Genomic DNA, 24,938 nt, shown 5'->3' on the forward strand with positions numbered 1-24,938 from the left:
GCCTCACGGCGCCAGTGACCACTTCTGGTTGGCGCTGCCCGTGCAGGTCCAGAGTTGTGTCGGCGTGCCGTCCGCCGGGTTGCCGCCGACGACGTCGAGGCATTTGTCGGCGGGCAGGTTGACCACGTCGTGGGTGGCAGCGTTGTACGACCAGCGCTGCGCACCCGTGCCGTTGCAGTCCCACAGTTGTACGCGCGTGCCGTTCGCCGTGCCCGCCGAGGCGGCGTCGAGGCACTTGCCGAGCGCCCGGATGGTGCCGTCGGTGCCCACCGTCCAGCGTTGTGCCGCGTTCCCGTTGCAGTTCGCGAGCTGCACGGGCGTGCCGTTGGCGGTGTTGGCGCCGGCCACGTCCAGACACTTGCCGCCCGGCCCGCGGAGAGTACCGGCGCTGCCGGCCGTGTCCGAGGTGGTGACGCGGACGTGGTCGACGACGAGCTGCTGCGGGAAGGCGGTCGAGCCGTCGGGGTCGCCGGGCCAGTAGCCGCCGACGGCCAGGTTGAGGATGAGGAAGAAGGGCTTGTTGAACACCCAGGTCTTGCCGCCGAGATCGGCGGGCGTGCGGCGCTGGTAGACGGTGCCGTCCACGGACCAGGTGATCGAGTCCGGCGCCCAGTCGATGGCGAAGGTGTGGAAGGCGTCGGCGAAGACCTGCCCGTTCGGGAGGGAGTACGGCGCGCCGATGCCGCCGCTGCCCGAGTAACCGGGGCCGTGGAGCGTGCCGTGCACCGTACCCGGCTCGAAGCCGACGTTCTCCATGACGTCGATCTCGCCGCTGTTCGGCCAGCCGACCTGGCCGATGTCGTTGCCGAGCATCCAGAACGCCGGCCACATGCCCTGGCCGCGCGGCACCTTCATCCGGGCCTCGACGTGGCCGTAGGTGGAGGTGAAGCGGCCCGAGGTGTTCAGCCGGGCCGAGGTGTACTCGCAACGCCCGTACCAGCACTGGTAGTTGGCGGGGTTTTCGCGGCGTGCGGTGATGACCAGCTGGCCCTGGCCGTTCAGCGCGGCGTTGGCGTTGCCCGCCGTGTAGTACTGCCGCTCGTGGTTGTTGACGTTGTCGCCGGCCTCGGTCTGCCACTTGCCGCCGTCGACCGCCGACCCGGCGGGGCCGTCGAAGGTGTCCTCGAAGGTGGCGGCGAGTATCGACGCGTTGGGTGCGTCCGGTGGGGGCGCCGCGGCGGCGGAACCGGGGGCCCAGCTCAGTGCGGCGGTGAGTGCCGCGGTGGCCAGGGAGATGCCGCGGAGAGGGCGCCGGCGCTTCCCTGGGGACACGTTGAAGGACATGCGAAGGGACATGTGACCCGCCTCGATTGGTCCGGACCTGCCTTCAGGAAGTGAAGCGGTGCTGACGCGTCCCTGTCAATACTTGGGTGAGAGCGCTCTCGGGGAAGGACTCGCGGCGCTGGTCCCACCAGAAAAGCCGGTCTCCTCAGTAAAGTGGCGGCACGGCGAGCCAGGGGAGCGGAAGCATGGCACAGCGCATCGGACGGTTCCTCGCCCTTCTCACGGGTGTGCTGCTGTTGGTCGGCTGCGGGGAGTCCGTCGCGTCCGGGAACGACTTCGGGGATGCGTCCAAAGAGGTGAGTCTCAGCGTCAGCGGTGGGATCGCGGGGGTCCGGCGTGGCATCGAGGTACGGCCCGACGGGTCGGTGCTGCTCACCGACTGGAAGGGCAGCCATCCGGGCCGTGACCTGACGGGAGCCGAGCGCGAGAAGCTCGGCTCCCTGCTTGGCGCCGTCGACTTCGCTGCCCTTCCCTCCCGCAGCGTCTCCGAGGGCTCCGCTGACCGCTTCGAGTACCGACTGGTGCACGACGGCCACACCCTGGTCACCGACCGCAGCACCGGCCTGGGGCCGGCCGATGACCTCATCGACCACCTGGAGAGCTGCATGAAGGCGCGTCAGCTGCGCGGGATGGGAGCCCTCCGGCAAGCACCGGTGCGTTTCTGACCCGTGCTACGGGCGCGGTTACTTGAGCGCGTACATGCGGATCGCCACCGTGTCCTCCCCCTCGGGGCGGGCGAGGCCCACGAAGACCGTCTCGGCGAGCCAGCGGTGCTCCGGTGCGTCGGTGCGGAAGACGGGGGAGGTGCGGTAGTAGTGCCCGGAGTGTGTGACCTGGAGGCCGTCGTCGTACTGGTCGGGGCTGTCGGGGGCGGGGTGGTAGTAACCGCGGTTCACGATGTCGATGACGGCGCCGTCCTCGGCCTGGATCAGATAGCGCGCGTCGAGCTGGCAGATCTCGCCGCGGGTGCTGCTCCAGTCGCCGCCGCCCGCGAGGACCTTGCCGCGCAGCAGGGGGCCGTCCACGGTGCCGCCGACGATCGGGGTGAATTCGGTGACTTCGCCGTCGCCGTGGCCGATGTGCAGGGACGCGTTGAGGTGCGCGCGGATCTCGAACGCGTAAGTCAGAGCGGGAGAGAAGGACATTGCGTAACTCCGGTGGTGTAGAGGGGCGTTGGGGTGCGGTCGCGGAGAGTCAGGCCGTGGCGCGGCGCTTCGGTTTCCAGCCCTGGCGGGGTACCGAGTCGATCAGCTCGCGGGTGTACGCGTGCTGGGGCCGTTCGAGTACGGAGACCGTGGGACCCCGTTCGACGATCCGGCCGCGGTGCATGACCGCGATCTCGTCGCAGAGGTGCTGGACGAGGCCGAGGTCGTGGGTGATGAAGAGGTAGGCGATGCCGGACCGTTCGCGGAGCTCCGCCAGCAGGGAGATGATCTGCGCCTGTACGGAGACGTCCAGCGCGGCGACCGCCTCGTCGAGTACCAGGACGCGCGGCTGGACGGCCACGGCGCGGGCGATGGCGACGCGTTGCCGCTGTCCGCCGGACAGGGCGCGGGGCAGGGAGCGGGCCTGCCGCGGGCCGAGCCCGACCTGGTCGAGCAGCTCGGCCGTACGCCGGGTGAGCGCACGTCCGGTGAGGTCGGTGTGGAGCGCCAGTACCTCGCCGATGCAGTCGTCGACGCGCTGGTGCCGGTCCAGTGAGGCGTACGGGTCCTGGAAGACCATCTGGACATCGCGGGCGAAGCGCCGGCGCTCGGCGGCGCGGGCCCGGCGGCCGGGCAGGCCGTGACCGTTCCACCGGAGGGTGCCGGTGGTCGGCACGTCGAGCCCGGCGATCATGCGGGCGGTGGTGGTCTTGCCCGATCCCGACTCGCCGACCACGGCCAGTGCGGCACCGGCGGGAAGAGTCAGGCTGACGTCGTCGACGGCGAGGAAGTCACCGAAGGCCTTGCGGAGACCTACTGCCTCCAGGGCGGGCGGCACGGCGGTGTCAGGCATGGTACGCGCTCCTGTCCGTGTCGCTTGTGTCGTCCGGCTGGGCGTGCGGCAGATGAGGGAAGTGGCAGGCGGTGCGGCCGTCGCCGGTGGGTTCCAGCGGCGGGCGCTCGGCAGCGCAGATGTCCTGGACGGCCGGGCAGCGGGGCGCGAAGGCGCAGCCGGGGCCGGCCTCGGACGCCGACAGGGGCCTGCCCCCGATCGCCCGCAGCGGCTGCGCACCGGCTCCGAGGTCGGGCCGGGAGGCCAGCAGGGCGCGGGTGTACGGATGGCAGGAGCCCTCGTACAGCCGTCCGGCCGGCAGCACTTCGACCACCGAGCCGGCGTACATGACCGCGATGCTGTCGCAGACGGCCGAGGCCAGGGCGAGGTCGTGGGTGATGAAGAGCAGCGCGAGCCCCCGCCGCACGCGGGCCTCGTCGATGACGGCCATCACCTCGGCCTGCGTGGTGACGTCCAGCGCGGTGGTGGGCTCGTCCGCGAGCAGCAGCCGGGGCTCGCCGAGCAGGGCCGCCGCGATCATCACGCGTTGCAGCAGCCCGCCGGAGAGCTCGGCCGGGCGCTGCCGCAGCCGCCGCGGCGCATCGGCGATCCCCACCTCGCGCAGCAGCTCCGTGCCTCGGGCCTCGGCCGCCCTGCGGCGCACGCCGCGCGTGGTGATCAGACCTTCGGTGAGGAAGTCGCCGATCGTGCGCAGGGGATTGATGTGCGCCCGGGGGTCCTGGAAGATCATCGCCACGTCGCGGCTGCGCAGCGTACGCAGCGCGGCCGGATCCATGGCGGCGATCGAGGCGCCCTCGAAGCGGACCTCGCCGCTGAGGCGCGCGCCCGGAGGCAGCAGGCGCAACACCGAGCGCGCGGTGAGCGACTTGCCGGAGCCGGACTCGCCGACCAGCCCCACGGCGCCGCCGGCCGGGACGGTCAGGTCCACCCGGTGGATGACGGCGCGGTGCCCGCCCTGGACAGGGAGGGTGATGTGCAGGCCGTCGAACCGCAGCAGGGGTGGCACGGTGGTGGGGTTCATCGGTCCGCTCCCGAGAGCCGGCGGGACAGGCCGCTGCCGAGCAGATTGCAGGCGACGACGAAGACGACGATGACCAGGCCGGCGCAGAGGGACTGCTCGGGCTGTCCGGCGACGATGTCCGGGGCGCCGTTCGCCACCATCAGGCCCCATTCGGCGGTGGGCGGCTGGGTGCCGAGCCCGATGAAGGAGAAGGCCGCCACGTCGAGCATCGTGTAGCCGAAGGAGGTGGTCGCCTGCACCAGGACGAGGGGCAGCAGGTTGGGCAGGAGATGTCGCAGGCAGCTCCGCCGGCCGGACATGCCGAGCATGGTCAGCGCCGATACGTACGGCAGTGCGCGCTCGCGCAGCGCCGCACCGCGTACGACGCGGGCGATGTACGGCAGGTAGGCGAGGGAGAGGGTGGCCACGGCGATGTCCAGGCCGGCCCCGAAGACCGCGGCGCCGACCACGGCCAGTACGAGGCCGGGGAAGCCGAAGACGAGGTCGAGGAAGCCGGCGACGACCCGGTCGTACCAGCCGCCGAGCCAGGCCGCCGACACCGCGAGCGCGGTGCCCACCGTGCCCGCGAGCACGGTGACGAGGGCCGGCGCGAGCAGGCTGGGCCGCGCCCCGTACAGCAGCCGGGACAGGATGTCGCGCCCGGTGTTGTCCGTACCGAGCCAGTGCGCCGCCGAACCGCCTTGCGAGACGGCCATGGGGTCCACGGCGTTGGGATCGTACGGCGCGAGGAGCGGCGCGAACACGGCGGCCAGGATGATGAGGGCGATGACGGTTCCGGCGGCGATCAGTGTCCCTCGACCGCGGGCGAGGGCACGGACGCGGGCGCGGCCGAGCGACAGCCGGCCGTCGGCCTCGGCGGCCAACTGATAAGTACTCACTGGCTTCCTCCCGGCCTCAACTGTCTTTCTTCGAGCCTCACTGGCTTCCTCCCAGCGGAACGCGGTGGTCGAGGGCGGCGGTGAGCACGTCCACCACGGTGTTGATCAGGGCGAACGCCACCACCGTCAGCAGCGCCACGGCCTGCACCACGGCCAGGTCCTGCTTCGCGGCGCTCTGGATCAGCAGCGCGCCGACGCCATTGAGGCCGAATGCCTGTTCCACGATCGAGGAGCCGGCGATCAAGCCCGCGACGGCCACCCCGGAGACCGAGGCGATCGGCGCGGAGGCGTTCCGCAGGATGTGCTTGCGGATGAGGAAGCGCTCCCCGATGCCGCGGCTGCGCGCTGTCTGGACGTGTTCGGAGGCCAGTTCGGCGCGGACCGCGGAGCGGGACACCTGCGCGACGTACGCGAGCCACGAGGCGGCGAGCGCCAGGGCGGGCAGGGTGAGGTGCTCCAGCCGGCCGGCGAGGCCGACGCCGGTTCCGTAGGCCGGGAACCAGCCGAGACGCACCGCCAGTACCCAGGTCAGCAGCACGGACATGACGAAGACGGGGACCGCCATGAGGGTGGTGGAGACCACCGTCACGGCCGTGTCGACCCACCTGCCGCGCAGGGCGGCGACGGTGCCCAGGGTGACGCCGAGGACGACGATGAGCACGGCGGCGTAGCCGATGAGGAACAGGGTGTTGCCGACCCGGTCGGCCAGCAGGTGGGTGACGGAGTCCTGGTAGCTGAGCGACTGGCCGGCGTCGCCGTGCACCATGCCGGTCAGCCAGCGCCAGTAGCTCTCCAGGAACGGGTCGTCCAGGTGGTACTGGCGGTGGATCTCGGCGAGCAGTCCGGGGCCGGGCTCCTTGCCGCCGCCGGCCAGCAGGGTCGCGGGGTCGCCGGGGGAGAGGAACAGCGCGCCGTAGATGGCGATGCTCGCGATCAACAGGGTCACCGCCAGTGTGGCCGCGCGGCGGACGACGAAGCGGGCGATCACGAGGCGTCCTTGCCGGTGCCGCCGAGGTAGGCCGCCCAGGGCATGTTGAGGTAAGCGAAGGACGCGGGAGCGCCGCTGAGCCGCTTGTTCAGGAACATCCGCTCGTGGGGCGAGGCGAGGGGCACCACGGGGAGGTCCTTGCTGTAGAGCGCCTGGGCCCGGGTGAACAAGGCGGCCGACTCGGCGGGCCGCATGGTGGCCTGGGCCTGATCCAGCAGCGAAGTCGCCTTGGAATTACGGTAGTTGGTCCAGTTGAAGAGGGACTTGGGCGCCGTGAGGAGCTGCGCGTAGGAGACCGGGTCGGGGATCTCGACGTAACCCATCACCATGGTCGCGTCCAGGCCCTTGCGCAGGGAGGCGTCGAAGAACAGCCCCGACATCTGCGTCGGCTGCAGCTGCTTGATGACCACCTCGATGCCGATCCGCTCGGCCCCCGCCTGCAGGAAGGTGAGGGTCTGCTGGGACTGCTGGTCGCCCGCCGGCACGGCGACGGTGAGGGTCCGCCGCTTCGTACGTGCCTGGGCGACCAGCTTCTTGGCCCGGTCCACATCGACCGCGGGGACGGCGGGCAGGGCGTCGTTCCCCTTGGCGTAGACGGCCGAGGCCGGGCCGTGCTGCCACACCAGCGGCGGGATGAAGGTCTTGAGCTGCTGCGCCGCGCCGTCGTAGACGTTCTTGATCAGGGCGTCCCGGTCGAGGACGAGGGACAGCGCCTGAACGATCTTGTGATCGGCGAGCGGTGAGCCGGGGCCGATGGCGGAGATGAAGTTCGTCTGGGCCGACGGGCCGTAGTGGACGGTGCCGACGTCGGAGGCGCTGAGGGCACGGGCGCCGGACGAGCCGATCTCGTAACTGCCGTCGACCTGACCGGAGAGCAGGGCGCTGGTCAGGGTGGAACTGTCCGTGATGAACTTGAAGGTGAGTGTGGTGACCTTGGGCCGCAGGGCGGCGTCCCAGTAGTGCGCGTTGCGGGTCGCGGTGAGGGACTCGCCCGGCTTCCACGCCGTCAGCTCGAACGGGCCGGTGCACATCAGGCCGCCCCTGGCGCTCCCGTAGGAGCGTCCCGCCTTCTTCAGATACGCGGCCTCGTTCACCGTGCCGAAGCTGGTCGCGAGGGACTTCAGGAACATCTCGTCGGGCGCCGTGAAACGCACCGTCACCTGATGCGGACCGGTCGCGGCGATCGTCCTTACGTGGGTCAGCAGGCTGGCGTTGACACTCCGCGTCGCGGGGTCTTTCTGGCGCAGCAGGCTGGTGACCACGTCATGCGAGGTCATGGGGTGGCCGTTCCAGAACCTGACGCCCTTGCGGAGGTTGAGGACGAGCGTGGTGGCGTCCGGCCGGCTCCAGGAGGTGGCGAGGCCGGGGCCTGTGGAGTAATCGGGCTTCAGCCGCAGCAGGGAGTCGCAGAGGTTGGCCTTGACGGTACTCGGCGAATAGTCGGCGACCCGCGCCGAATCCAACGTCGTGGGCTCGCCCATGGGCAGATTCCACGTGACGCTGTCGAGGGCGCCGGTGGCCGCGGGTGTGGTCAGGGTGAGCTTGTGGGCACGCGGCCCGGGACCGGCGCCGGAGCCCGACGTGCCTGACGTACCGGACGTACAGGCGGTCGCTGTCAGCAGGACGCACAGGGCGCCGGCGACCGAAGCGATGGTTCTGGGAGCTTGCATGAGGGAGCTCCTCGGGGAGGCGGATGCGGGCCGGCTCAGGGGGCGTCCTGAGGTGCGACCGTGACGGTCAGGCGGGACGGGAAGGCTCCGCCGGTGTGCAGGGTCTGGGTGCTGGGCTTCGTCGTGACGGCGGTCCAGGGGTTCTCGCCGGTACCGGGGGCCGGCAGGAACAGCGGGTCGTCGCTGCCGGTCAGGACCAGCGCGAGCCGGTGCCCGGGGCGCAGCCGGTAGCCGGTGTGCCCGAGCTCGATACGGAACTCGCGTGATGTGTCAGCCGTACGGATCTCGCCGGACGTCTTGGCCGTGCGGATCGAGACCTGCCCCCGGGCGATCAGCTGGGCCCGGCCGTCCGGATCGAGGTCGAGGACCTTGGCGAACACGTCGAACACCGGGGCAGTACTGGTGACATGCAGGTCCAGCGTGATCGGCCCGGCCAGATCCAGCGGCTCGGCCAGTACCGGCCCGGAGAAGGCCAGTACGTCATCGCGCGCCGCGACGGGCGCCAGGTCGGGATAGGTGCGCAGGTACGCGAACGAATCGTCGACCAGCGAGGGCACCGGTGCGTCCGGGTCGTGGACCCACTGCGCCGTCCGCTCGGCCTCGGCGGGCGCGTCGGCCAGGGGAGCGCCCGGCAGCGGACCGGTCGCGCGGGCCGGGTCGGTGAGCCAGCAGGTCCGTACGGTACTGCCGGGCGGCGGCCAGGCGGTCGCGGTCCGCCGGCCGGCGTGGCCGAGCTCCCAGACCACCTTGGCCAGCGAGGCGACCGGCCGGACGCCCTTGAGGAAGACGTCGAAGAACGCGATCGCCGGATTCACGTAGTCCGGCAGCATCCGCGCGAGGGCGTCCTCGCGGGCGTTGTGGTCGTCCTCCTCGGAGACCGGGGCCTGCGACAGGCGGTAGTTCTCGTGGTCGACCGCCCCGGCCCACAGATACTGAACGGCGTCCCAGCCCGGCCGGGAGGCCAGTTCCAGGTAGTCCCGCAGGTGCGCGGTGACGATGTTGTCGAACCAGCCGACGCAGTGCAGCACCGGTACGGGCCGCGCGTCGAAGGGGTGCAGCCCCGGCTGGGTCGACAGGCCGGCGTGCCGGGGAGCGAGCAGGTCGAACCAGAAGGAGCGGGCGCCGATGGCCCGGAACGCCTCCTCGTACCGCTCGATGACGGGCCGTCGGGAGCGGTCGATCCGGTACTCGTACGTGTCCCGGTCCACCCAGTGGTGGGCGAAGTACTCGACGCCCTCCAGCCAGACCGGCGAGGGCAGGGCCGGGGGCGGGGGCTGCCAGATCGTGTTGAAGTCCGCCGCGGTGACCCGCGGGACGATCGCGCGCAGCGCCGGGTGCTGGGAGGCGACGGCCGCCCACTGCGTGAAGCCGTAGTAGGAGTCGCCGAACATGCCCACGCTCCCGTCCGACCAGGGCTGGTGGACGATCCAGTCGATGGCGTCGTAACCGTCCTGCGGCTCCCGGAGGAAGGGGACGGTGCTGCCGCCGGAGCGGAACTTGCCCCGTACGTCCTGTACCACCACGGCGTAGCCCCGCGCGGTGAACAGGCGGGCCGCCCGGTCCAGGTACACGTACCGGCTGTTCTTGTCGTAGGGCAGGCGGACGAGTACGGCCGGGAAGGTGGCGGCGTCGCTACCCGCCCGGCCCGAGGGGAGGTAGACGTCGGTGGCCAGTCGCACGCCGTCGCGCATACGGGCCATGTGCTGCCGGGCGTCCTCGGCGACCGGTGCGGCACCGATCCGCTCGAAGGTGAAGGGCATGGGGGCATCTCCCACCGAATGAGATACAACGGCGTTGTGTAACGTCGTTGTATGACAACATTGCAGCAGTTCGCCACCCCGTCAACACTCCTTCCGCCCCTACTCCTTCAGAGGTCGATGACATGCCGATCGAGGTAGACACGGTCCAGCGGCTCGACGAGATCGCCGAGGCCACCATCCGCGTGGCCCGTGAGCGCGGCGTGCGGGCCGTGACCATCCGCGCCGTCGCCGAGCAGCTCGGCGGCTCGACGGCGATGGTCACCAACTACGTACCGAGCCGGTCCGACCTCATGGTCAACGCGTTGCGCCACGCGGAGAAGGAATGGGCGCGCGAGGTGGAGGGCGTACTCGAAGGGGTGCGGGGATCCGAACGGCTGGCGGAGTTCTCGCGCTGGATGTGCACCACCGCGGACGACGACGAGGTGATGCGCCGACTGCTGATGGAGATCGTCGCGGCCGGGCCCGGGCCCGGCGCCGGGCGCGAGGTCGAGCAGGTACGGACCGTGGCGCGCACCCAGCGCGAGGAGCTGGCGGGCGTGGTCGCCGAGGCCGGCACGCCCGCCCCCGCGCTGGCCGCGGACATCCTCCACCTGCTCTTTCGCGGCTACTGGCTGTCCACGCTGGAAGATCCCGAGGGGTGGTCGGCCGAGCGCGGGACGCGGACGGTGCTGGCGGCGGTCGATCTCCTACTGGGGGCCGCGCCCGCGGATGCCGCGGAGGCGTGAGGCCGCCCTCGCGGCCGCTCGGGTCTTGACAAGCGGGGTGGCGGAGTCGACTCTGAGGCGCCAATAAAACGCTGTTGTATGACGGCGTTGTGTCTCCGGAGGCGAGAGGCGACCATGGAAATCCAGCACGCGACTGCCAACTCCCCAGCTCGGGCTGGTCAGTTGTGGCAGCGCACCGCCACCGACCTGGCCGGCGCCATCCGCAGGCGCGAGATCTCGTCCGTCGAGGTCGTGCGGTCCTGCCTGGCGCGGATCGAGGAGACCAACCCGTACCTGCGCGCGCTGGTCGACATCCGCCCCGACGAGGCGCTGGCCGATGCGCGCCGCGCCGATCAGGCCGTCGCCCAGGGCGGCGAACTCGGCCCGCTGCACGGCGTTCCGGTGTCCATCAAGATCAACACACCGCAGCGGGGCTATGTCACCAGCCACGGCGTGGCCGCCCTCGCCGGTCCGCCGGCGGACGGCGACGCGGCGTGCGTCACGGCTCTGAAGGAGGCCGGCGCCATCCCGCTCGGCCGCAGCAACGCCCCCGCCTTCTCCTACCGTTGGTTCTCCACCAACGAGCTGCACGGCCGCACGCTCAACCCCTGGGACGCCGCCCGCACCCCTGGCGGCTCCAGCGGCGGCGCGTCCAGCAGCCTCGCCGCGGGCATGACGCCCCTGGCGCAGGGCAACGACATCGGGGGATCGATCCGTTACCCGGCGGCCTGCTGCGGTGTGGTCGGCATCCGCCCCACCGTCGGCCGGGTCTCCGGCTGGATGCCGCCCGCGTACGCCGACACCCCCGCCGGCAAGGTCCGGATCGACTTCCCGCCCACTGTCCAGGCGTGCGCGGTCGAGGGGCCGTTGGCCCGCACCATGGCCGACGCCCGCCTCGCGCTCGATGTCATGACCACCCCTGACCTGCGCGATCCGTACGGTATCCCCGCCCTGCCGGCCCGGCTTCCCGAGGGCGTGCGGGCCAAGGTCAGCGTCGTGCGCAGCATCGGCACCGTCAAGAACCACCCCGGCGTCGACCAGGCCGTGACCGACGCCGTCGCCCGGCTGACCGATGCCGGGTACGAGGTCGAGGAGCTCGACGGCGCACCCCTGCTCGCGGAGGCCGCGCGCATCTGGTCGCTGCTGATCTACGAGGATTTCCGCCCGATGCTGCCGCTGGTGAACGAGGTCGGCGACGACGACATCCGTACCTCGCTCACGTACTCCGTCGCCGCCGCCTCGGCGGTCTGGGGCGAGCGCCCGTCGCTGGAGACGTACATCAAGGGCTGGGCCCGCCGCGCCTCCCTCGTCACGCAGCTCCAGGAACTCCTGGGTACGGACCGGATATTGCTCACCCCGGTCTCGGCCGAGCTTCCCTTCGAGCAGGACGCCGACATCGCGGGGCCCGAGCGCGCCGCCGAATTGATCGCCGCCATGTGGCCGATGACCGCCGTCCCGGTCCTGGGCTTCCCGGCCGTCACGGTGCCGTCGGCCCTCAGCGCGGGCCTGCCCGTCAGCGTCCAGCTCATCGGCGGCCGCTTCGCGGAGGACCGCATCCTCGACGCAGCACAGGCCATCGAGGACCGCACTCCCCGCTACTCACCGCCCACCATCGGTGCCATCGGGGCTGTCGGAGCCATCGGGGAGGGACGGCCGTCGGGTCAGTAGCGCTCGGTGGCATGATCGAACCGGACCGCACTGCCCGGACGCACGTCAGGAGAACCCCCACCCATGGCTGCCGAGTACGCCGACATCAAGCACAGCTCCGTCGAGGTCAACGGAGTCACACTGCATATCGCCGAGCAGGGCCAGGGCCCGCTGGTCGTCCTGCTGCACGGTTTTCCGGAGAGCTGGTACTCCTGGCGGCACCAGTTCGCGCCGCTGGCCGCGGCCGGATACCGGGTGGTCGCACCCGACCAGCGCGGCTACGCCCGCAGTGAGCAGCCCGCCGACGCCGACGCGTACAGCCTGCTGCACCTCACCGGCGATGTGATCGCCCTGATCCACGCGCTGGGCGAGGAGCAGGCCGTGGTCGTCGGCCATGACTGGGGCGCACCGGTCGCCTGGACGACGGCCATGCTCCGCCCGGACGTCGTGCGGGCCGTCGCCGGGCTCAGCGTCCCGCCGGTGCTGCCCGGCGGCATGGCCCCGCCGTCGGTCACCCGCCGGCAGTACGGTGACCGCTACTACCAGGTCTACTTCCAGGAACCGGGCGTCGCCGACGCCGAGTTGGCGCGGGACATCACCTCGACCTTCCGCCGCACGCTGTTCAACGGTTCGGGTGACAATCCGGCCACCGCCCGGCCGCGTCCCTGGATCGTCCCGGAAGGCGCCCCGCTGCTCGGCACCGGACCGGACCCGGAGCTGCCCGCCTGGCTCACCCCGGAGGACATCGACGCCTTCGCCGACGACTACGCCCGCCACGGGGACCGGGCCTTCACCGGCCCCCTCAACTGGTACCGCAACATCGAGCGCAACAACGAACTCCTGGCCGTCTTCCGCGGCCGCGGCATCGACGTCCCGGCGCTGTACGTCGTCGGCGACCGCGACATGGTCACCTCGCTGCACGGCATCGACCGGGTCATCGACTCCCTCGACACCATCGCACCGAAGCTCCACCGCAGCGTGACGCTCCCCGGCTGCGGCCACTGGACCCAGCAGGAACGCCCCGAAGAGGTCAACGCGGCACTGCTCGACTTCCTCAGCCACCTGCGGTGACTTCCGTGAGGTGAATGGCGAGGGCCGGGTCGGCAACCTTCTCGGCGTGACCGGCGACCACCGCACGAAGGTATTCATCAACTTCGGACGGGAGACGGGACATGTCGTCACATCGCAACCCCGCGCGGCACGGGCGGCGCAGAGCGGGCATTCGGGTGGGCGTGCCGCTGGCCGTCGTCGTCGCTGCGGGGCTCGCCTACGGCGGTGCTTTCGGGGTGTTCGGCGCGGCCGGTGCCGATCACGCGTCCGCCGCTGCGGCGCCCGCATGGGCCGAGGCGGCGGCGGACGGGTTCGCCTCCGTCGACGCGCTCGGCCAGGACGGAACCTACGGCGGGCGGGGCGGGCAGACCGTCACCGTACGGTCGCTCGCCGAGCTGGAGAAGTACGCGACCGCGCCGGATCCGTACGTCATCGTGGTCGACGGGGCGATCGCCATGGACCCCAAGGGGAAGGAGATCAAGGTCGCGTCGGACAAGACGATCGTGGGGGCCGGGACGTCCGGCGAGATCGTCGGCGGCGGCTTCTTCCTCGGCCAGGGCGTCCACAACGTGATCATCCGCAATCTCACGATCCGCGACTCCTACGCCGGGACCTGGAACGACAAGGACCACGACTGGGACGCGGTACAGATGGACGGCGCGCACCACGTGTGGCTCGACCACAACGACCTGCGGCACATGGCCGACGGACTGATCGACAGCCGCAAGGACACCACCTACCTGACGGTGTCCTGGAACCGGCTGGAGAACCACAACAAGACGTTCGGCATCGGCTGGACCGAGAACGTCACGGCCGACATCACCGTCCACCACAACTGGTTCCGCGAGACCGAGCAGCGCAACCCGTCGACGGACAACGTCGCGCACGCCCACCTCTACAACAACTACCTCCAGGACGAGCCGGGCACCGACATCACGTCCTCGTACGGGAACTACGCCCGCGGCAGGACCAGCATGCTCCTGGAGAACAGCTACTTCGAAGGGGTCAACAACCCCGTCATCAAGGACGACACCGCATCGCTCGTCCAGCGGGGCAACCTCTTCAAGGACGTCAAGGGCCGTAACGAGAGCGGGGGTTCGGCGTTCGACCCGAAGAAGTACTACCCGTACTCGCTCGACGCCGCCGCCGACGTGCCCGCCCTCGTCAAGGCGGGCTCCGGGCCGCGCGCCTCGCTGACCACCGCGGCGGCCGCCGCTGCCACCACCCTCACCGTCGCCAGGGACGGCAGTGGGCAGTACTCCACCGTCCAGGCCGCCGTGGACGCGGTGCCGTCCGGCAACACCTCGCGGATCGTCATCGCCGTCGAGCCCGGCACGTATCGCGAGGCGGTGAAGATACCGGCCGACAAGCCGCACATCACACTTCAGGGCACCGGCAAGCACGCGGCGGACGCGCAGCTCGTCGAAGGCCGTTCCGCGGGGACGCCGAAGCCGGGCGGCGGCACGTACGGGACCTCCGGCAGCGCCACGCTCGCCGTGGAGGCGGACGACTTCCAGGCCCGCAACCTCACCGTCACCAACGACTTCGACGAGGCCGCCCACCAAGGCCAGGAGGGCCACCAGGCCGTCGCCCTGCGCACCGCCGCCGACAAGGTGGTGCTCCAGAACCTCGTCGTCGACGGCGATCAGGACACCCTCCTCCTCGACACGGCCGCCAAGGACAAGCGGGGCCGCGTCTACGTCGACCGGTCCCACATCGCCGGCAACGTCGACTTCGTCTTCGGCCGGGCCACCGCCGTTTTCAACAAGTCGGTGTTGACCCTGAAGAAGCGGTGGGACGGCACCTCGGCGGGGTACGTCACCGCGCCGTCCACGGCCGGCGGCAGCAAGGGCTTCCTCATCACGAACTCGACTGTCGACGGTGCTGTCGGCGAGCGCAGTTTCCACCTCGGACGGCCCTGGCACGCGGGCGGCGACGCCACGCTCGACCCGCAGACCGTCGTCCGGAACACGCAGCTGAGCGCCGCCGTGAAGACCGCTCCCTGGACGGACATGGGCGGCTTCTCCTGGAAGGACGACCGTTTCGCCGAATACGCTAACACCGGACCGGGCGCGGGCCCGGCCGGCGCTGACCGGCCGCAGCTGACGGACCAGCAGGCGGCCGACCACGAGATCGCCGACTGGCTCGGCGACTGGACGCCGTCCGCGTCGTAACACCGCTCGGGCAGGGGGATGAGCCGCGGCGGACCCGCCGCGCTCACCCTCCCGTGTCGTCGCGCGGGGACAGGCGCAGCACCGTGCCCTCGCCGTTGGCCGAGAGGAGGAGGGCGCCGTCGGGGGCGAGGGCGAGACCGGCAAAGTGGCGGGGGCGGTGCGGGACGCCGGGTACGGGGGCCGGTTCGGTGCGGGTGATGCCGGGCGGCAGGCCGACCGGGAGGCCGTCGGCCTCCGTGGTGACGGCTCCGGTGGTCAGGGAGACCGAGCTGAGACGCCGGTGGGCGGTTTCGACCGTGAAGAGTTCGTCGCCCACGATGACCAGGCCCTGGGGTGCGCCGAGGCCGTCCGCGACGGTGACCGTCTCGCCGTCCTCGTGCTCGCCCAGGCGCAGGACGGCGCCGAGCCCGTCGTCGCTGACGTAACACCGCTGTTCCGCGTCGAGGGCCACGTCCACCGGGTGGTCGAGCCCGTCGGTGAGTACGGTGACGGTGTCCGCCGCGTCGATCCGCAGGACGCGCCCGGCACCGGTCTCGGCCACCACGAGGCAGCCGTCGGGCGCGACGGCGATGCCGGTGGGGTCGTTCAGGCCGGTCGCCCGTACCCGGGAGGTCTTCGTCTCCGGCTCCCAGGTGCGGACCTCGCCGAGCCCGGTGGTGACGTGGAGGACGGCGCCGTCACCGTCCGCGGTGACGCCGCGGGCGAAGTGCAGCAGGTCCACGGTCAGCGCGTCGTTCTCCCCCGCACCCTCGCGGTCGTCCAGGCGGGCCAGGCGGAAGTGGTCGGCCGCGTACACCGTGCCGCCGCGCCCGGCCGTCACGCCGAACGGGCCGTTGAATCCGCGCGGGACGAGCGCGCGGGTGCGGCCGTCGGTGTGCATCTCGGTGATGCCGCCGCCCGCGTAACTGGAGACGAACATCCGGTTCTCCGCGTCGAACGCCGCGTTGTCCAGGCCCGCCAGGCCGCTGGCGGTGACCGTACGCGCCCCGGTGGCCAGGTCGATGCGGGTGACGATGCCGGCCGGGCCGCGGGAGAGGACCACCAGGACGCCGCCGAGGTCGAACCGGACCGCGACCGGGTCGTCCACCTCCTCGGCGACCAGCTCCGGCGCTCCGCCGTCGGGCGAGATCCGCCACACCTGATTGCCGATCATGTGCGGGTAGTACAGCAGGCCGTCCGGGCCGAGCTGCATGGCGTTGCCCAAGGCCAGCCCGTCGGTCAGCACCACCGGCTCGCCGCCGTCCGGGAACAGCTCCAGCAGCCGGCCGTTGGTCCGCATCTCGTTGACGAAGAGCCGGTCGCCGACGCAGGTGATGCCGTTGGGCACCGTGACCGCGTCACTGACCAGGGAGTACGCGCCTTCGGGGGTGCGGCGCCACACCCTGCCCGGCGTCAGGTCCGCGATGTACATCGAACCGTCGGCGCCGAAGGCCAGGTCGTCGGGGGCCTCCACCGGGCCGTCCAGCGGCACCACCACCTCGACGTCACCGGACGCCGGATCCACGGCGCTGATCTGCCCCGCGAGGAACTGCGCCACGTACAGCCGGCCGTCCGGCCCGAAAGAGACGCCGTTCGAACCCCACAGCCGATTGGGCGGGTTCAGCCTCGCCACGTGCCGTCGCTCGCTGCTGCCGGGCCGCAGCCGGCCGGTGTCGTCGTACCGGCTGGGTTGCATCCGCACTTCTCCTCAAGTCCGCAATTTCCGCATGTCAGCGCGCCCGTCACTCGACGAGGACGTCGCTCATGTCGGTCTCGGAACGCCAGCGCCGCAGCCGCTCATAGAACTCGACCGGCCCGCCGCCGTACGACTCGCTGCGCCCGCTCGGTTTGCCCTCGTTGTTGTAGTAGCTGGGCGTGCACTCGGCGAGGAACTTGCCGGCGTCCGGTGCCGTCTCGCGGATGGTGGCGACCCAGGCGGCCACCGCCTCGGCGGTCGGTTCGACGTAACGGGCCTGCCGCTTGCGTGCCTCGGCGACGACCTCGGCGATGTGCGTGGCCTGCTCGTCGAGGACGTGGACGTAGTTGACGGAGACGGCGTTCTGCACCGAGCCGAGCTGGAAGAAGTTGGGGAAGCCGTGGCTGTAGAACCCGTGCAGGGTCTGCGGCCCGTCCCGCCACGCGTCGGCCAGGGTGACACCGTCGCGGCCGCGCACCGGGAGCCCGAGCCGTTCGGCCGGCGCCACGCCGATGTCGAAGCCGGTGGCGAAGACGATGCAGTCGACCTCGTACGCGGTGCCGCCGATCACCACCGCGTTCTCGGTGATGCGCTCGACGCCGCGGCCCTCGGTGTCGACGAGCGTCACATTGGGCCGGTTGAAGGTCTGGAGATAGGTGTCGCTGAACGTGGGGCGCTTGCACATGTAGCGGTACCACGGCTTGAGCGCCTCGGCCGTGGCCGGGTCCTCGACGATGCCGTCCACCCGCGCCCGTATCTCGTTCATCTTCCGGAAGTCGGCCAGCTCCGCCTGCACCCACCGGTCCTCGGGGGACAGTGCGGCGTCGGCCGTGCCGGGCAGCAGGCTCTGCAGCAGCCGGGCGCTGGTGGTCCACCCGTCGCGGACCAGGTCCTCCTCCGCACTGCCGCCGGTGACGTGCGCGAGGAAGTTGTCCCGGCGCCGCCGGTGCCAGCCCGGGGCCAGGGAGTCCGCCCACTCGGGGTCGGTGGGCCGGTTGCCGCGTACGTCCACCGAGGACGGCGTGCGCTGGAAGACGTAGAGGTGCTGAGCGTCGTTCCCCACGTGCGGGACGCACTGGATGGCGGTCGCACCGGTGCCGATCAGGGCGACACGCTTGTCCGCGAGCCCCCGGAGATTCCCGTTCGCGTCGCCGCCGGTGTAGCCGTAGTCCCAGCGGCTGGTGTGGAAGGTGTGCCCCTGGAAGCTCTCGATGCCTGGGATGCCGGGCAGCTTCGGCCGGCTGAACGGGCCGCTGGAGACCACCACATAACGCGCCCTCATCAGGTCGCCGCGGTCGGTGCGCACCACCCACTCGCGGGCGGCCTCGTCCCAGCGCAGGTCCGTGACCTCCGTCTGGAAGCAGGCGTCGCGGTAGAGGTCGAAGTGGTGGCCGATCGCCCGCGCGTGCTGCCGGATCTCCTCACCCGGTGCGTACTTCCAGCGCGGCACGTAGCCGAGCTCTTCGAGCAGCGGCAGATAGACGTACGACTCGATGTCGCAGTGAATGCCCGGGTACCGGTTCCAGTACCAAGTGCCGCCGAAGTCCCCGGCCTTGTCGGTGATGCGGATGTCCGCCAGACCGGCCTGGCGCAGCCGCGCGGCCGCGAGCAGCCCGCCGAAACCACCGCCGATGACCAGGGCTTCGACCCGGTCGTTCAGCGGCTCCCGGGTGAAGCCGGGTGCCACGTACGGGTCGTCGACGTAGTAGCCGAAGTCGCCGGTGGTGCGCTGGTACTGCTTACTGCCTTCAGGGCGGATCCGGCGGTCGCGCTCGGCGCGGTACCGCGCGCGCAGCGCGTCGGGGTCGAACCCCAACTCCTCCGGTTCACGCACTGTGGGCTTTTCCGTTGGCGACACTCGCTGTCCTTTCCGGGCAGTCGGTGGGGGGTGATGGCGCGGGGCGGCGGCCGGTACGCCGATGAATCTCGGGAGCGTCAGACGGCGGACCAGCCGTCGTCCACGGGCAGTACGGCGCCGTTGATGTTGACGGCGGCGTCCGAGGCGAGGAAGACGATGGCGGCGGCCTGCTCCTCGGCGGCGGCGATCCGGCCCATGTTCCCGAAGTGACCGCCGAGGACCGTCGGCCCGTGCGTGTCCGCCCGGGCGTCGACCTGTATGGCGGTGGCCGTGCCGCCGGGGGCTATGGCGTTGGCGCGGATGCCCTTGGCCCGGTACATCACCGCGAGGGACTTCACCAGGCCCACGACGCCGTGCTTGGAAGCGGTGTAGGCGGTACCGGCCGCACTGCCGCGCAGCGCGGCCTCGGACGCGGTGAAGACGATCGCGCCGCGCTCGGCGGCCAGCATGTGCGGCAGTGCGGCGCGGGTCAGCAGGAAGGGAGCCGTCAGGTTGACCCGCAGGACGCGCTCCCACTCGGCGTCGTCGGTGTCCGCGGCGGCCGAGAACCGGTCCATGATGCCCGCGTTGTTCACCAGTACGTGCAGGCCGCCGAATTCCGCCACCGCCGTGTCGACGACCCGGTCCACCACGGGCTGTTCGCTGAGATCACCGACGACCGCGCGTGCCGTGCCCCCTTCGGCGGCGATCGTTGCGACGACACCTTCGGCGCCGTCCTTGTCCAGGTCCGCCACCAGCACCTTCGCTCCCTCACGGGCGAAGGCCAGGGCCGCGGCCCGGCCGATCCCCGAGCCGGCTCCGGTGACGACGACGCTGCGCCCTTGAAAGCCGGTGCTGCTGGTGCTGCTCACGCGGCGCTCCCTTCTCCGAGTTCACGCGGATGTGCGTGTCCATCGACCGTAACAGTTTTTGGCAGTCACTGCCATGATGGCATTGACAGGCAAAAAATAGATGTCCGGGGCGCTGGTTAGGGTGGAGACACTGGTAAGCGGTTGGGGACGGCGGATGGACATCACGGTGGAGCAGGCGGGAACGCGGGACGCGGAGCGGGAGGACGCGCCCCGTCCGTCCGGTAGGCCGCCGCTGACCGAGCGGCGCAAGGCGGAGACGCGGCTGGCGATCGCCCACGAGGCGGTACGGCTGTTCGCCGAGCACGGCGTGGCGGCGACGTCGGGCGAGGAGATCGCCCGCGCGGCCGGGATTTCACCCCGCACTCTGTGGCGGTACTTCCCGTCCAAGGAGGAGTGCGTACGCCCCTTGCTGTCCGCGGGTCTGGAGAGCGCGGCCCGGCGGCTGCGCGAGCTGCCCGCCGGCCGCCCGCTGTGGGAAGGGCTGCAGGCGGGCGTGCCCTCGGCCGCCGAGCGCGCTGACGTCACCTCGGCGCTGCTGCGGCTGATCCGCCTGCTGCCCGACGAGCCGGGGCTGCGCGCCGTCTGGCTCCGGGTCCACCACGACGCAGAGCGCGTCTTCACAGAGGTCATCGCCGCGCGCACCGGCGCCGATCCCGACGGCCTGGTGCCGCGGCTGAAGGCCGTGATGCTCAACGGCGCCCTGCGCGTGGCGGCGGAGGAGTGGGCCCGACGGTCGGCGGAAGCGAACCAGGCGGCCGGCGACGAAGCCTTCCGCCGGGCGCTGCTGCAGGCCACGGACTCACTGGGCATCTGAGGCCGTCAGGCCGTCAGGCCCTCAGGCCCTCAAGGAATGAGGATCGCGCGTCCGCGTACCGTGCCCGCGGTGAGGTCGTCCACCGCGTCCTGGAAGCGGTCCAGCGGGTAGGCCGCGGTGTGCAGCCGTACGCGGCCCTGAGCGGCGAGTGTCATCAGTTCGCACAGGTCGTTGTAGGAGCCGACCAGGTTGCCGATGAGGTTGATCTCGGTGGAGATGATGTCGATGGTGGGGATGTCGATGTTCTCGCCGTAACCGACGACGTGGTAATCGCCCGCCCGGCGCAGCATGGCCACCCCGTCCTTCGTCGCACCGCCCTCGCCGACGAAGTCGATGACGGTCTCCGCTCCGTGCCCGCCGGTCAGTTCGAGTACCTCCTCGACGTGCTCGCCCGCGGCGACGACGCCGTGATCGGCCCCGATCGACGTGGCCAGCTTCGCCGCGTCCGGATTCCGGTCGACGACGATCAACTCCGCCGCGGTCAGGGCCTTGAGGACCTGTACGCCGATGTGGCCGAGCCCGCCCGCGCCGATGACCACGCAGCGGTCGCCCGGCCGCAGCCGGCGGGCGGCCTTCGCCGCGGCGTGGTACGCGGTCAGGCCCGCGTCGGCGAGGGCGGCGACGTCCGCCGGCTGGAGCGCGTCGTCGATGCGGACGACGCTGCGGGCCGAGGTCTTGAGGTACTCCGCGTAGCCGCCGGCCGTGTCGATGCCGGGGAAGGCGCTCTGCTCGCAGTGCACATCGTCACCGGACCGGCAGGCCCGGCACAGACCGCAGGTGATCAGCGGGTGCACGATGACCTTGTCGCCCTCGGCGACGTTCGTCACCGCGCTGCCGACCGCGTGGACCCACCCGGCGTTCTCGTGCCCGATGGTGTATGGCAGGGTGACGCCCGACTTCTGTGCCCACTGGCCCTCCAGGATGTGGAGGTCGGTCCGGCACACCCCCGCCCCGCCGATCTTCACGAGCACGTCGTACGGACCGGTGATCTCGGGCATGGGAACGTCGGTGAGCCGCAGTTTCTCGCCGTATCCAACGACCTGTACGGCCTTCATTACGGACGTCATGAGGTCCGCCCCTTCGCAGTGTGGTGTGTGGTGTCGTGCGGGGTTTCCTGTCCGCGCTGCGCCTGGTCGTCGGCCGCGTCCGGATAGCGGGTGCGGAGCAGGCCGCGGCAGAAGTGCGCGTTGCCGTCGATCGAGATGCGGATCGATCGCGCGAACCGCAGCCGTACCGGGATGTCGTCGACCGGGTACGGCTCCCCGTGGTCGTCGACGAGAACCGGGGCCGTCGGCGCGGTGCTCAGGCCCAGCGCCGCCCGCCTCCGTACGAGGGCGTGGGTGGTCGGCGCGTCGGGCAGGTCGGCGAGGACGACGGCCGGCAGGTCGCGCTCGGCCAGGTCCGGCGTCTCCCGCAGCAGCCGCGTCAGCGCGCGCTCCATCGCCGCGGCGTGCGCCTTGCGGCGGAAGGTCAGCCGCAGCTCGTCGAGACCCTCCTGCGCCTCCGCCCCGAAGGTGCCCAGATAGCCCGCGTCCGCCGCCAGCCCGCGGTTGATCATGTCGGAGTCGTGGTGGTCGTCGAGCAGTACGACGACCTCCCGTGCGGCCGGCAGCCGGGTGAGTACGTCCTTGGCGTCGGAGGCCATCAGATAGGCGAAGTTCGGCGAGCAGAAGGAGGTCGGCAGCCGGAGGTGCACGGTCACCCGCCGGTCGGGGCTCACTTCCAGCGAGCGGACGAAACCGAGGTCGGTGATGGGCTCGTCCAGCTCCGGATCGAAGACCTCGTCCAGCGCCGCGCGCGCCGCGCATTCAAGTGTGCCGGTGTCGATGGCGGGCACGTCAGGCCGCCACCGGCTGCGGGAGGCCGAGGCCGGCCGGTACGTCGATCCCGTACATGGCCGCCGCGTTCAGCCCGAGGATCTTCTTCTTCTGCGCCACGGTCAGCGGCGGGTACTCGGTCATGTCCGCGGGGATCTGGAAGTCGACGAACCGCTCGACCAGCCAGCGCGGCGTCCACAGCGCGTAGTCGCTGGAGAACTGGATGCGGTCCTCGTCCAGCCAGTACAGCAGCTCGCCGATGATCTGCGCGAAGTACCGCGGCCGGGAGTGGATGAACGGCATCGCCACCGCCAGACCGGCGTGCACGTTCGGCTCCTGTGTGGCGATCCAGCAGAAGTCCTCCAGCCGGGGCAGCCCGCAGTGCTCGACGACGAAGTTCAGCTCGGTGAAGTCGGAGGCGGCCGCGTCCACATCGGCGACGTCGAACGCGTCGCGGTCCAGCGGCCGGATCGTCGGCCCCTTGTGGATGTGGATGTTCTTGATCCCCAGCTCCTGGCAGGCTTCCAGATAGCGGTAGGTCCAGGGGTCGTTGAGCTTGTAGCCGCGGGAGTCGCCCTTCCACTCCGCGGTGTACAGCTTCACGCCCTTGAGCCCGAACCGCTCGGCGTCGCGCCGCAGTTGCTCCAGACCGGCCTGCTCGAAGCGCGGGTCGAAGCAGTGGTTGTACGTCAGCTTGTCGGGGTGCTGCCGCGTGAGCGCGAACGCCTCCTCGGCCTGCCCGAAGCCGCGCTCGTAGAAGGCGCCGAGGTGGGCGGGCTGGAAGATCGCGTGGTCGACATGGCCGTCGGCGAACAGGTCCTTCATCAGGCGCTCGCCGCCGTAGTAGCGGAACTCCTCGTACGGCCAGAGCTCCGATTCCGGGCTCAGGTTGCGGTGGTAGTCGTAGAAGCAGTCGATGAACTGCTTGCCGTGGATGTTGAGCTGGTTCTCGGGGCGCGCGTCCCACAGCGCGATGTGCGCGTCGACGATGAAGTAGTTCTCGCCGTCCTTGCTGTACATGGTTCCTCCACCTCACGTGGCAGCTGCGGCTCGTTCGGTAGGGACGCTAGGCATCCCGGCGCAGGCCGGGGAGGCTGCGGCTGTCTCACTTTGAGACACCTGGCCGACTGGTTCCGGCCGCCCCGCTGAGTAGCCTGATGAAGGTCAGCATCCGGTCAGCGTCCGGTCCGGCGCAGCGTCGCGTCGTGTGGAGGTCGAGATGGCAGAGATAGCCCCGCGACTGCGCGCGTCGTGGCAGCGCAGCGAGCGGTACGGCGTACCGGCCGACGAGGTGCAGCCCGTGTACCTGAGCTCCATGGACACCGACTCGCTGCTCTACACCTGCGGACAGGAGGTCCTGCAGCAGCTGCGGACCACGCTGGCGGGGGAGCCGGTCAGCTTCATGCTCACGGACAGCGAGGGGCTCGTACTGAGCCGGCTCTGCAACGACGCGGCGATGGCCCGCTCGCTGGACCGGGTCCACCTCGCCCCGGGCTTCTACTTCGCCGAACGCAACGCGGGCACCAACGGACTCGGGCTCGCCCTGGCCGACCGTACGCCGTCCCTGGTCAGGGCCGATGAACACTACTGCACGGGGCTGCGCTGCTACACCTGCGCGGCCGTCCCCGTCCTGGACCCGCTGACCGGGCAGGTGGCGGGCACGGTCAACCTCACCACGTGGTCGCAGTCCTCCCCGGCGCTGCTGCTGGCCCTCGCCCAGGCGGCGGCCGGCAACACGACCGCGCTGATGCTGGCCCGTTCCACCGGGCGGACCATGCCCGTACAGCCGCGCGGTGAGGTCCGCCGGGTCTACCGCGAGCGTTTCCCCCAGGACGACGGCGACGGCCCGCGGCTGTCCCGTGCCTGGCGGAACGCGGTGGCCGAGGCGCGCGCCGCGCTCGCCGCCGGCCGTGTCGTGGCCGTCGTCGGCGAGCGGGGAGCGGGCAAGGCGGCGCTGGCCGCGGCGGCCCGCCAGGGGCTGCACGCGCGAGAACGCCTGCTGCGGGCCTGCCCTCCTGCCGCCCATGACGTCGAGTCCTGGCTGACCCTGTGGACCGCCGAGCTGGGCAAGGAGCACACCTGCGTCATCGTCTCGCGCGTGGACACGCTGCCGGCCTGGGCGGCGGCCGAGCTGACCGACATCTTCACCGGCCTGCGGCGGGCGCCGGGCGGGGGGCCCGGCCCGGCGCCCGGGGCGGAGCCGACGCGTACGCAGCCCTTCCTCATCACCGCCGAGGAGTACGACGCGATCCCGGAGCCGATGGCCGCACTGGTCGATTCGGTGATCGAGGTGCCGCCGCTGCGCCTGCGCCCGGACGACATCCTCCCGCTGGCCCACCACTTCGCCCACCAGCGCCGCGGCCGCCCGGTGCGCTTCACCCGCGCCGCGGCCGACGCCCTGACCTCGTACCCCTGGCCGGAGAACGCCACCCGGCTGCGGCAGGTGATACGCGAGGCGGCCTCCCGCGCCGACACCGTCGACCTCCGGCACCTACCGCCGGAACTCCTCACCGGCACCGGCCACCGCCTGACCCGCCTCCAGGTCCTCGAACGCGATGAAATCATCCGCTGCCTGACCGAGCCGGACGCCACCGTCGCCCGCGCGGCGGCCCGCCTGGGCGTCGGCCGCGCGACCGTCTACCGCAAGATCGCCCAGTACGGCATCCAGCTCCCGCCCCGCCCGGACCGACCGGGGAACGTCTGACGCATTGTGCGGACCCGTGTTGTGCGGATTCGTGGCGCTGAGCGT

The 24,938-nt window shown here is 71.3% G+C and carries 21 protein-coding genes; 7 read left to right on the top strand and 14 right to left on the bottom strand.

Annotation, left to right across the window (positions count from 1 at the left end):
• Positions 1–3: 3 nt before the first annotated feature.
• Positions 4–1,284 carry a ricin-type beta-trefoil lectin domain protein gene (locus tag ACZ4MH_RS13695; protein WP_467754522.1) on the bottom strand — a complete coding sequence of 427 codons (1,281 nt, stop codon included), beginning with the start codon at positions 1,282–1,284 and terminating at the stop codon, positions 4–6.
• Positions 1,285–1,469: 185 nt separating this feature from the next.
• Here ACZ4MH_RS13695 and ACZ4MH_RS13700 point away from each other — a divergent pair, with 185 nt between their 5' ends.
• A complete protein-coding gene (locus tag ACZ4MH_RS13700) occupies positions 1,470–1,949 on the top strand; it encodes a hypothetical protein (protein WP_351590374.1) in 480 nt (159 codons plus the stop codon).
• 18 nt (positions 1,950–1,967) lie between these two features.
• Here ACZ4MH_RS13700 and ACZ4MH_RS13705 read toward each other — a convergent pair whose 3' ends face one another.
• The 7 genes from ACZ4MH_RS13705 to ACZ4MH_RS13735 are packed head-to-tail and all read right to left on the bottom strand — an operon-like array spanning position 1,968 to position 9,599.
• On the bottom strand, positions 1,968–2,429 hold the full coding sequence (locus ACZ4MH_RS13705; protein ID WP_351590377.1) for a DUF3237 domain-containing protein: 462 nt from the start codon (positions 2,427–2,429) through the stop codon (positions 1,968–1,970).
• 49 nt (positions 2,430–2,478) lie between these two features.
• Positions 2,479–3,282: an ABC transporter ATP-binding protein gene (locus ACZ4MH_RS13710; RefSeq protein ID WP_351590380.1), complete on the bottom strand. Its 804-nt coding sequence runs from the start codon at positions 3,280–3,282 to the stop codon at positions 2,479–2,481.
• Positions 3,275–4,303 (bottom strand): ABC transporter ATP-binding protein, encoded by a 1,029-nt coding sequence (locus ACZ4MH_RS13715; RefSeq protein WP_351590383.1) that lies wholly within the window; start codon positions 4,301–4,303, stop codon positions 3,275–3,277. The genes ACZ4MH_RS13710 and ACZ4MH_RS13715 overlap by 8 nt, the downstream gene beginning before the upstream one ends.
• Positions 4,300–5,181, bottom strand: coding sequence for an ABC transporter permease (locus tag ACZ4MH_RS13720; protein WP_351590386.1), 882 nt, complete (start codon positions 5,179–5,181; stop codon positions 4,300–4,302). The genes ACZ4MH_RS13715 and ACZ4MH_RS13720 overlap by 4 nt, the downstream gene beginning before the upstream one ends.
• Before the next feature lie 37 nt (positions 5,182–5,218).
• Positions 5,219–6,169 (bottom strand): ABC transporter permease, encoded by a 951-nt coding sequence (locus ACZ4MH_RS13725; protein WP_351590389.1) that lies wholly within the window; start codon positions 6,167–6,169, stop codon positions 5,219–5,221.
• A complete protein-coding gene (locus ACZ4MH_RS13730) occupies positions 6,166–7,839 on the bottom strand; it encodes an ABC transporter substrate-binding protein (protein WP_351590392.1) in 1,674 nt (557 codons plus the stop codon). The genes ACZ4MH_RS13725 and ACZ4MH_RS13730 overlap by 4 nt, the downstream gene beginning before the upstream one ends.
• Before the next feature lie 35 nt (positions 7,840–7,874).
• Complete coding sequence (locus ACZ4MH_RS13735; RefSeq protein WP_351590395.1) at positions 7,875–9,599, bottom strand: CocE/NonD family hydrolase; 1,725 nt, start codon at positions 9,597–9,599, stop codon at positions 7,875–7,877.
• A 122-nt stretch (positions 9,600–9,721) separates the two neighbouring features.
• Here ACZ4MH_RS13735 and ACZ4MH_RS13740 point away from each other — a divergent pair, with 122 nt between their 5' ends.
• The 4 genes from ACZ4MH_RS13740 to ACZ4MH_RS13755 all read left to right on the top strand — a co-directional run bounded on the left by ACZ4MH_RS13740 (position 9,722) and on the right by ACZ4MH_RS13755 (position 15,174).
• The gene (locus ACZ4MH_RS13740) at positions 9,722–10,324 is read left to right on the top strand and encodes a TetR/AcrR family transcriptional regulator (protein ID WP_351590398.1); all 603 of its coding nucleotides are present in this window, start codon (positions 9,722–9,724) and stop codon (positions 10,322–10,324) included.
• A 114-nt stretch (positions 10,325–10,438) separates the two neighbouring features.
• On the top strand, positions 10,439–11,971 hold the full coding sequence (locus tag ACZ4MH_RS13745; protein ID WP_351590400.1) for an amidase: 1,533 nt from the start codon (positions 10,439–10,441) through the stop codon (positions 11,969–11,971).
• A 63-nt stretch (positions 11,972–12,034) separates the two neighbouring features.
• The gene (locus tag ACZ4MH_RS13750) at positions 12,035–13,021 is read left to right on the top strand and encodes an alpha/beta fold hydrolase (RefSeq protein ID WP_351590402.1); all 987 of its coding nucleotides are present in this window, start codon (positions 12,035–12,037) and stop codon (positions 13,019–13,021) included.
• Between the two features lie 101 nt (positions 13,022–13,122).
• Positions 13,123–15,174, top strand: coding sequence for a pectinesterase family protein (locus tag ACZ4MH_RS13755; protein ID WP_351590405.1), 2,052 nt, complete (start codon positions 13,123–13,125; stop codon positions 15,172–15,174).
• A 43-nt stretch (positions 15,175–15,217) separates the two neighbouring features.
• Here ACZ4MH_RS13755 and ACZ4MH_RS13760 read toward each other — a convergent pair whose 3' ends face one another.
• From ACZ4MH_RS13760 to ACZ4MH_RS13770, 3 genes are all read right to left on the bottom strand, one after another.
• Positions 15,218–16,849, bottom strand: a complete 1,632-nt coding sequence (locus ACZ4MH_RS13760) for a Vgb family protein (RefSeq protein WP_351590408.1) — start codon at positions 16,847–16,849, stop codon at positions 15,218–15,220.
• 46 nt (positions 16,850–16,895) lie between these two features.
• Positions 16,896–18,683: a flavin-containing monooxygenase gene (locus ACZ4MH_RS13765; RefSeq protein ID WP_351590411.1), complete on the bottom strand. Its 1,788-nt coding sequence runs from the start codon at positions 18,681–18,683 to the stop codon at positions 16,896–16,898.
• Positions 18,684–18,784: 101 nt separating this feature from the next.
• Complete coding sequence (locus ACZ4MH_RS13770) at positions 18,785–19,558, bottom strand: SDR family NAD(P)-dependent oxidoreductase (RefSeq protein WP_351590414.1); 774 nt, start codon at positions 19,556–19,558, stop codon at positions 18,785–18,787.
• Between the two features lie 154 nt (positions 19,559–19,712).
• Between ACZ4MH_RS13770 and ACZ4MH_RS13775 the strand changes: the two genes are divergently transcribed.
• A complete protein-coding gene (locus tag ACZ4MH_RS13775) occupies positions 19,713–20,372 on the top strand; it encodes a TetR/AcrR family transcriptional regulator (RefSeq protein WP_351590417.1) in 660 nt (219 codons plus the stop codon).
• 29 nt (positions 20,373–20,401) lie between these two features.
• Here ACZ4MH_RS13775 and ACZ4MH_RS13780 read toward each other — a convergent pair whose 3' ends face one another.
• Genes ACZ4MH_RS13780 through ACZ4MH_RS13790 form a run of 3 tightly spaced genes read right to left on the bottom strand, consistent with a single transcriptional unit; the run spans position 20,402 to position 23,209 of the window.
• Positions 20,402–21,439, bottom strand: coding sequence for an NAD(P)-dependent alcohol dehydrogenase (locus ACZ4MH_RS13780; protein WP_467754506.1), 1,038 nt, complete (start codon positions 21,437–21,439; stop codon positions 20,402–20,404).
• On the bottom strand, positions 21,436–22,209 hold the full coding sequence (locus ACZ4MH_RS13785) for a metal-sulfur cluster assembly factor (protein WP_351590420.1): 774 nt from the start codon (positions 22,207–22,209) through the stop codon (positions 21,436–21,438). The genes ACZ4MH_RS13780 and ACZ4MH_RS13785 overlap by 4 nt, the downstream gene beginning before the upstream one ends.
• 1 nt (position 22,210) lies before the next feature.
• Positions 22,211–23,209 carry an amidohydrolase family protein gene (locus tag ACZ4MH_RS13790; RefSeq protein ID WP_351590423.1) on the bottom strand — a complete coding sequence of 333 codons (999 nt, stop codon included), beginning with the start codon at positions 23,207–23,209 and terminating at the stop codon, positions 22,211–22,213.
• A 199-nt stretch (positions 23,210–23,408) separates the two neighbouring features.
• Here ACZ4MH_RS13790 and ACZ4MH_RS13795 point away from each other — a divergent pair, with 199 nt between their 5' ends.
• Positions 23,409–24,893: an AAA-type ATPase lid domain-containing protein gene (locus ACZ4MH_RS13795; RefSeq protein WP_467754507.1), complete on the top strand. Its 1,485-nt coding sequence runs from the start codon at positions 23,409–23,411 to the stop codon at positions 24,891–24,893.
• The last annotated feature ends 45 nt before the right edge of the window (positions 24,894–24,938 follow it).

The organism is Streptomyces sp. NPDC026301, from assembly GCF_055567935.1.